At 65.5% G+C, this 8,149-nt stretch carries 6 protein-coding genes; 3 read left to right on the forward strand and 3 right to left on the reverse strand.

Translation table 11 applies throughout. The features are described 5' to 3' along the window. Positions 1 to 151: 151 nt before the first annotated feature. Positions 152 to 3,028 (reverse strand): EAL domain-containing protein, encoded by a 2,877-nt coding sequence (locus tag D6B98_RS26260; protein WP_164718870.1) that lies wholly within the window; start codon positions 3,026 to 3,028, stop codon positions 152 to 154. A gap of 139 nt (positions 3,029 to 3,167) precedes the next feature. Beyond that, positions 3,168 to 4,166: an NAD(P)H-quinone oxidoreductase gene (locus D6B98_RS26265; protein ID WP_126259786.1), complete on the reverse strand. Its 999-nt coding sequence runs from the start codon at positions 4,164 to 4,166 to the stop codon at positions 3,168 to 3,170. A 115-nt stretch (positions 4,167 to 4,281) separates the two neighbouring features. Between D6B98_RS26265 and D6B98_RS26270 the strand changes: the two genes are divergently transcribed. Further along, on the forward strand, positions 4,282 to 4,473 hold the full coding sequence (locus D6B98_RS26270; protein ID WP_028138474.1) for a DUF1192 domain-containing protein: 192 nt from the start codon (positions 4,282 to 4,284) through the stop codon (positions 4,471 to 4,473). Positions 4,474 to 5,018: 545 nt separating this feature from the next. Next, complete coding sequence (gene rcdA, locus D6B98_RS26280; RefSeq protein ID WP_126259787.1) at positions 5,019 to 5,528, forward strand: protease adaptor protein RcdA; 510 nt, start codon at positions 5,019 to 5,021, stop codon at positions 5,526 to 5,528. Between the two features lie 225 nt (positions 5,529 to 5,753). Here rcdA and rpmE read toward each other — a convergent pair whose 3' ends face one another. Continuing rightward, complete coding sequence (gene rpmE, locus D6B98_RS26285) at positions 5,754 to 5,981, reverse strand: 50S ribosomal protein L31 (RefSeq protein WP_011084323.1); 228 nt, start codon at positions 5,979 to 5,981, stop codon at positions 5,754 to 5,756. A gap of 197 nt (positions 5,982 to 6,178) precedes the next feature. Between rpmE and D6B98_RS26290 the strand changes: the two genes are divergently transcribed. Continuing rightward, positions 6,179 to 8,029 carry an ABC transporter ATP-binding protein/permease gene (locus tag D6B98_RS26290; protein ID WP_126259789.1) on the forward strand — a complete coding sequence of 617 codons (1,851 nt, stop codon included), beginning with the start codon at positions 6,179 to 6,181 and terminating at the stop codon, positions 8,027 to 8,029. Positions 8,030 to 8,149 lie beyond the last annotated feature (120 nt).

Genomic DNA, 8,149 nt, shown 5'->3' on the forward strand with positions numbered 1-8,149 from the left:
GTGGGAGAGGGTGGCTCGCCGCGAAGCGGCGAGACGGGTGAGGGGTTCTCTCCGCGCTCTAGTCTCGCGCATTTGAATTCGCGGAACGAACCCCTCATCCGGCGCTTCGCGCCACCTTCTCCCACAAGGGGAGAAGGAAAGACGAGAGCCGTCAGCTCGCCGCTTCGAGCCGCACTTCCGTTAGCAGCCGCATCGCGGCATCGGCGTCCATAGGCTCGCCGAAGGCGAAGCCCTGGGCGTATTCGCAGCCCATCTGGTAGAGCTCGACCGCGTCCGAATCGGTCTCGGCGCCCTCGGCCACCACGTCCATGCCGAGGTCGTGCGCGAGCGCGATGATCGACTTCAGGATCACCGGTCGGGTGCCGCGGTTGGTGGTGCGCACGAAGGACTGGTCGATCTTGATGGTGTCGAACGGGAAGCGCTGCAGATAGGCCAGCGAGGAATGGCCGGTGCCGAAATCGTCGAGCGAGAGCCCGGTGCCGAGCTCGCGGATCCGCGTCAGCATCTGCGCGGCGTGCTCCGGGTTCTCCATCACCAGCGATTCCGTCAACTCGAGCTTGAGCGTGCCGCGCGCCACCGAGGAGCGCGACAGCACGGTGCGGATGTCGTGGATCAGATCATGGCGCAGCAATTGCCGTGACGAGACGTTGACGGAGGCGAAGATCGGCTCGCGCGAGCGCATCGCGCGCTGCCACACCGAAAGCTGCTTGGCGGTCTGGTCGAGCACGAACATGCCGAGGTCGACGATCAGGCCGGTCTCTTCCGCGATGGAGATGAATTCCGACGGCGCCATGCGTCCGAGCTTCGGGTGATCCCAGCGCACCAGCGCTTCGAAGCCGGCGACGGAGCGATCCTCCAGCCGCACGATCGGCTGGTACAGGATCGTCAGCTCCTGGCGCTCGATGGCGCGGCGCAGCTCGCTCTCCAGCGTCAGGCGATCGGTCTTCCGCGCCCGCATCGCCGGCTTGTAGACGTCGATGCGGTCGCCGCCGATGCGCTTGGAATGATACATCGCAAGCTCGGCGTCCTTGATGATCTCGTCGGTGAGCTGGGTTTGCGGATCGGAGAGCGCAAGGCCGATCGACGCCGTGAGGAAGATCTCGCGGTCGTTGAAGGCGATCGGCGCGCGGATGGTCTTGCGGATGGTCTCGGCGAAGGCGGTGATGCGGGCCGGGTCCTGCTCCGACAGCAGGATCAGGCCGAACTGATCGCCGGCCATGCGGGCCAGCGTGTCCTGCGGCTTCAGGATGCGGGTGAGGCGGCGGGCGAGGGTGAGCAGGATGGAATCGCCGACCGCGATGCCGACGGAATCGTTGACCTGCTTGAAGCGGTCGAGGTCGATCACCATCAGCGTCGGCCGCAGCGTCGGCATGGTCTTGGCGAAATTCGCGACGGCGCCCAGCCGGTCCATGAACAGTTTGCGGTTGGGCAGGCCGGTGAGGTTGTCATGCACGGAATCGTGCAGCAGGCGCTCCTCGGCGTTGCGCAGTTCGGTGACGTCGGTGAGCGTGCCGACGACGCGCGAGACCTCGCCGTCCGAGCCGACTACCGGGCGCGCTTTCAGCGCGAACCACATGAAATGGCCGTCCGGGGTACGCAGGCGGAAATCCTGCACCAGGCGGCCGCGGCGCTGGTCGAGCACGCTGTCGAGCGCGGCGCGGAAACGGTCCTGATCGAGCGGATGCAGCACTTCGAGCCACGAGGCCGCGGGCCCTTCCAGCGTGCCGCGCTTGAGGCCGAGCAGGGCCTCGGTCTCGGGGCTGGTGAAAACCTTGTCGGCGGAGACGTCCCAGTCCCAGATCAGGTCGCCCGAGCCGGCCAGCGCCAGCGCGCGCCGCTCGATGTCGGAGACGACGCCGGTGGTGGCGCCGCCGCCGGCGAAGGCGTGCTGCATCACCGTGAAGCCGATCAGCATCACGATCAGCACGAGGCCGCCGAGCAGGGCCGGGCCGACGATGTCGTTGGTCACGGAGCCCGCAACCGTCATGCCGGCCGCGACCACCCAGACGACAAGGAGGAACCAGGTCGGGATCAGGAGAACGGCGCGGTCGAAGCCGTGGGTGGAGAGATAGACGATCAGCGCGAAGCCGGCGAAGGCGATCAGCACCAGCGAGATGCGCGCGATGCCGGAGGCCACCGCCGGATCGAACAAGGCAAGCGCGACCAGCGATCCCAGGAAGGCGAGCCAGCCCACTGTGATGTGCGAATAGCGCACATGCCATCGGCTGAGGTTGAGATAGGCGAACAGGAACACCAGGAGCGTTGCCGCCAGGATCGCCTCACCCGCCGCGCGCCAGATGCGCTCGGCGTTGTTCGACATGTCGAGCACCTTGCCCCAGAAGCCGAAGTCGACGCCGATATAGACCAGCACCGCCCAGGCCAGCGCCGCGGCGGCCGGGAACATGATGCTGCCTTTGACCACGAACAGAATGGTCAGCACCAGCGCGAGCAAGCCGGAGATGCCGATCACGATGCCCTGGTACAGCGTGAACGAGTTGACCTTGTCCTTGTAGGCTTCCGGCTCCCACAGATAGAGCTGCGGCAGCTTGTCGGTGCGCAGCTCCGCGACGAAGGTGATGACGGCGCCGGGGTCGAGCGTGACGCGGAACACGTCGGCGGTCGGGCTTTCCTGCCGCTCCGGCCGGTCGCCGGTCGAGGGCGTGATGGTGGCGATGCGCGACAGGCCGAGGTCCGGCCACAAAAGCCCTGAGGAGACGATGCGGTAATGCGGGGCGACGATCAGGCGGTCGAGCTGGTCGTCGGTGTTGTTGGCGAGCGCGAAAACCACCCAGTTCTGGCCGCCTTCGCGGGCGCGCACCTCGATGCGGCGGACGATGCCGTCGGTGCCGGGCGCGGTGGAGACCTGGATGCGATCGGCATCGCTGCGCTGATGCTCGAGCACGCCGGTGAGGTCGATCGCAGGCGCGTCACTACGCACGCTGACAGCGTCGAGCGCGCGTGCAGGGGACGCGGCAACGAGCATCATGAGGCCCAGCGCGATGGGCGCGAGGCACCTGATCAGACGCAAGGTCAGTTCTCCGCGTTCGACGCAAACTCTGAGTAGAAGATGATTTCAGACCGGACCGAAGGGGCTCGGTGCGTCGCGATAGATGCCACGAAAGCGAGGAAAATCAAAGGGTTTCCGGCTCGCCCTGTAGGTCAGCGGCCTAGACCTCCAACACAATTTTGCCAATATGTGCGCTCGTCTCCATGCGCCGATGCGCGTCGGCGGCCTTTTCCAGCGGGAAAGTGCTGTCCATCAGCGGTTTGACGCGGCCTTCGCGCAAAAGCGGCATCACTTTCTGCTCGATTGCGGCCACCATCGCCGCTTTATCCGCATTCGTACGGGGGCGCAGGGTCGAGCCGGTATGGGTGAGGCGCTTGACCATCACCTTGGCGATGTTGACGGTGATCTTGGGCCCGTTGAGGGTTGCGATCTGCACGATCCGGCCGTCGACCGCGGCGGCATCATAGTTGCGGTCGACATAGTCGCCGGCGACCATGTCGAGGATCAGGTTGACGCCTTGCTTGTTGGTCTCTTCCTTGACCACGGCGACGAAGTCCTCGTTCCGGTAGTTGATGGCGCGGTCGGCGCCTAACTTGAGGCAGGCGTCGATCTTGTCCTGCGATCCCACGGTGACGAACACCTTGGCGCCGAACGCCTTCGCCAGCTGAATCGCCATGGTGCCGATGCCGGAGGAGCCGCCATGGATCAGCAGAGTCTCGCCGGCCTTGAGCCCACCACGCTCGAACACGTTGTGCCAGACCGTCATCAGGGTTTCCGGCAGCGCGCCGGCTTCCTTGATCGACAGTGCCGGCGGCACGCTCATGGCCTGGGCGTCCTGGGCGATGCAGTACTGCGCATAGCCGCCACCGGCGACCAGCGACATCACCTTGTCGCCGATCTTGTGCCGCTTGGCGTTGCTGCCGACCGCCACGACTTCACCGGCGATCTCGAGGCCGGGCAGGTCGCTGGCGCCGGGCGGCGGCGGATAGGCGCCGGAGCGCTGCGCAACGTCGGGCCGGTTGACGCCGGCGGCCATCACCTTGACCAGGATCTCGTCCGGGCCGGGCTGCGGCACGGCGCGCTGTTCCGGGATCAGCACCTCCGGTCCGCCAGGCTTGGAGATGGCGACCACGGTCATTTGCGCGGGCAGCTTGTCCATGATGTGTCCTTGAGCAAAGGTGCGGGGATGAATCAGGCTCTTGCTTAGCCAGCGCGATCCGGGCTGGCAACCGCCTCAGCGTTGTGAGCCGGCGTGAACTTTGGGAGGAACGAGGATGGCGACGGAAGACGACGACCGCCCGCGCAGGAAGATCACACATGAGATCGGACAGGATCTCTCACTGTTGTCGGTCGAGGAACTGACTGAGCGCGTCCTCCTGCTCAAGACCGAGATCGCAAGATTGGAAGAAGCCGCCACCAAGAAGCGCGCCTCGCGCGATGCGGCGGATCATTTTTTCAAGAAGTAGCCGGCCGCATCAACGGCGGTCGTCCCGGACGATCGCGCCTCGTCTCGTCATTCCGGGGCGGCGCGACGCGCCGAGCCCGGAATCCATAACCACAAGCCGCTGAAACTGGCAGGCGAGCCACTCCGTCTTCCTGGGGGTATGGATTCCGGGCTCGCGACTTCGTCGCGCCCCGGAATGACAAAGAACTTCGTTCCGCACCCCGCTCGGCCACTGGCCGATATGGCTAACGAACCTTCAAAAAAATCGCTCGTTTACTCCAGATTAAGCTTTCGCGTTTATGACTGGAACTGTCCTCGTTTGGACACCGAGTGGCTCCTGTCCACTCTGTTTGACGCCTCCCTGTTATCAACTTTCAAAGCCGCCGGTCTCCGGCGGCTCTTTTTTTGTTGTTTTGCATCGCGTTGCGGTTGAATTCCTGAGAATGACCCGCGGAAACCATATCCGCGCTTGTCGCTGGACTCCGCGTCTCGCCCGCGCAATGATTTGTTCATCATAAGCCGGCGCCAAAGCCGGACAGTCAAACAGTTGCGTAAGAGGCGTTAACCATGGAACGTTTGCAGGCCGACGGCGCTCTCGTTCAACTCAGCGAGCGGTTCACCAATTCTGCGGCGTTCGGCGTCCTGTTCCGCGAGGGCATGGATCTGGTCGAAGAGACCGCCGCCTATCTCGACGGTGCCGGCCGCACCGAGGCCAAGGCGCTCGACCGTGCCGTCAGCCTCACCTACGCGACCGAGAGCATGCGCCTCACCACCCGCCTGATGCAGCTCGCCTCGTGGCTGCTGCTGCACCGCGCGGTGAAGGAAGGCGAGATGACGCTGAGCCAGGCCAATCGCGAGAAGACCAAGGTCAAGCTCAGCGCCGCCGATCCCGGCCCCGCCGACACCATCGAGAAGCTGCCCGCGCAGCTCCAGGACCTGATCCATCGCTCGATGAGCCTGCAGACCCGGGTGCGCCGCCTCGACACCACCATCCACACGCCGCCGGCCGAGCACGTCGCAATCGGCAATCCGCTGGTGCCGCACCTCAACGCGCTGAAGGCCGCGTTCGAACGGTAGGCCAAGGTGCCGTAGGGGTCGCTGCCGTAGGGCACGCTGCCGTAGGGTGGGCAAAGCGAAGCGTGCCCACGAAACCCCTGTTTGGTCCCAAGTGAGACATGGTGGGCACGGCGCTGTGCGCCTTTGCCCACCCTACGAAATCTCGGCCTTGGTAAGGGACGCTCCAAAACAAAAACGCCCCCGGTTTTCCGGGGGCGTTTTTCGTCTCCAGCCTTGCGGGCTGGATCAATCCTTTTTCAGGAAGCCCGAAAACTTCTTCTGGAAGCGCGAGACGCGGCCGCCGCGGTCCATGATCTGAGCGTTGCCACCGGTCCAGGCCGGGTGCGACTTCGGGTCGATGTCGAGGTTCAGCGTGTCGCCTTCCTTGCCCCAGGTCGAGCGGGTCAGGTACTCGGTCCCGTCGGTCATCACGACCTTAATCGTATGATAATCCGGATGAATTTCGGCTTTCATGGCAAATTCCTCGGCGCCCGGCGCCTGTTCTGGTGGCTCGCGAATGACGGATTTGGCCGGCTCTATACCTCACGATATCAGGCAAAACAAGCCATGCTGCAGGGGTGAACCGGGTTTGCCCCTAAGGGACATCCCGGATTTGCCACTACTCTTGCACCGGCCTATTGGGAGCAAACGAATGCAATGGGCCAGATCTCATGAGCGCAGTGGAACGGCTTGATGACCAATATGTCGATCAGCCCGGAATGAACGCCGCGGACACCCCCTCGATCGAAGCCGAGCTGCTCGAAGAGCCGGCCAAGGGTCGCGCCAAGCTGCGGCCGCTGCTCGCGCTGGCGCCCTATGTCAGCCGCTATCGAGGCCGGGCGGCGCTGGCCTTCGTCGCACTCACGGTCGCGGCCCTGACCACGCTGCTGGTGCCCATCGCGGTGCGCCGGATGATCGATTTCGGCCTGACGCCCGAGGGCATCGAGCTGATCAACAGCTACTTCTCGGTGATGCTCGCGGTGGTCGGCGTGCTCGCGCTCGCCAGCGCCGCGCGCTATTACCTCGTGATGACGATCGGCGAGCGCATCGTCGCCGACCTCAGGCGCGACGTCTTCGCTCATCTGCTCTCGCTCTCCCCCGCCTTCTTCGATTCCGCGCGCAGCGGCGAGTTGATCTCGCGGCTCACCGCCGACACCACCCAGCTGAAATCGGCCGTCGGCGCCTCGGTGTCGATCGCGCTGCGCAATCTGATGATGTTCCTGGGCGCCACGGCGATGATGGTGATCACGAGCCCGAAGCTGTCGGGCTTCGTGCTGCTGGCCATCCCCTTGATCGTGCTGCCGCTGGTCGCGTTCGGGCGCTGGGTGCGGCGGCTGTCGCGCAATGCGCAGGACACGCTCGCCGAGGCCTCGGCCTATGCGGGCGAGCTGGTCGGCTCGATCCGCACCGTGCAGGCCTATACCAGCGAAGGGTTCGCCGAGAAGCGTTTCGGCGGCGAGGTCGAGCAGGCCTATGAGGCCGCGCGCACCTCGACCCAGGCGCGCGCCGTGCTCACCGCCATCATCATCTTCATCGTGTTCGCCAGCGTGGTCGCGATCCTCTGGATCGGGTCGCATGACGTGCTCACCGGCGCGATTTCGCCGGGGCGGCTCGGTCAGTTCGTGCTGTATGCGGTGTTCGCCGCGGCAGGCCTCGGCCAGCTCAGCGAGGTCTGGGGCGAGGTCTCGGCGGCATCCGGCGCGGCCGAGCGCCTGTTCGAGATCCTGCATGTGCAGCCGGACATCACCGCGCCCGCCTCAGTGCGCGCGCTACCGGTGCCGGCACGCGGCGAGGTCGGCTTCGATCAGGTCAGCTTTGCCTATCCGGCGCGGCGCGACACCAATGTGCTCGATGCCGTGTCATTCACCGTGCGCCCCGGCGAGAAGGTCGCGATCGTCGGTCCGTCCGGCGCCGGCAAGAGCACGATCTTTCACCTCTTGCTGCGCTTCTACGACCCGCGCAGCGGCACGATCTCGCTCGACGGCGTGCCGGTCAAATCCGCCGATCCCCGGGATTTCCGCGCGCGCATCGCACTGGTGCCGCAGGAATCCGTGGTGTTCGCCGCCAGCGCCCGCGAGAACATCCGCTTCGGCCGGCCCGATGCGACCGATGCCGAGGTCGAACGCGCCGCCGAGCTCGCCCATGCCGCCGAATTCATCCGCCGCCTGCCCGAAGGTTTCGACACCCCGCTCGGCGAGCGCGGCGTGACGCTGTCAGGCGGCCAGCGCCAGCGCATCGCGATCGCACGCGCCATCCTGCGCGATGCGCCGCTGCTGCTGCTCGATGAGGCCACCTCCGCCCTCGATGCCGAAAGCGAGACGCTGGTGCAGACCGCGCTGGAAGAGCTGATGCGCCACCGCACCACGCTGGTGATCGCGCACCGCCTCGCCACCGTGCTGTCCTGCGACCGCATCCTGGTGATGGACCAGGGCAGGATCGTCGAGCAGGGCACGCATGCCGAGCTCGTCGCCGCGAACGGACTTTATGCGCGGCTGGCGAGATTGCAGTTCGAGGGCGCGTGAGGGGCTTCGCTCGCCGTCACACGCACAATGTCATCGCCCGCGCAGTGTTTAGTCCGGGGACATGGCTGACACCTGTTCGGACACATCACTGACAGGTTGGCCGTTGGTCAAGTCGATTGA

Source organism: Bradyrhizobium sp. LVM 105 (assembly GCF_003957705.1).
Lineage (GTDB): Bacteria > Pseudomonadota > Alphaproteobacteria > Rhizobiales > Xanthobacteraceae > Bradyrhizobium > Bradyrhizobium frederickii.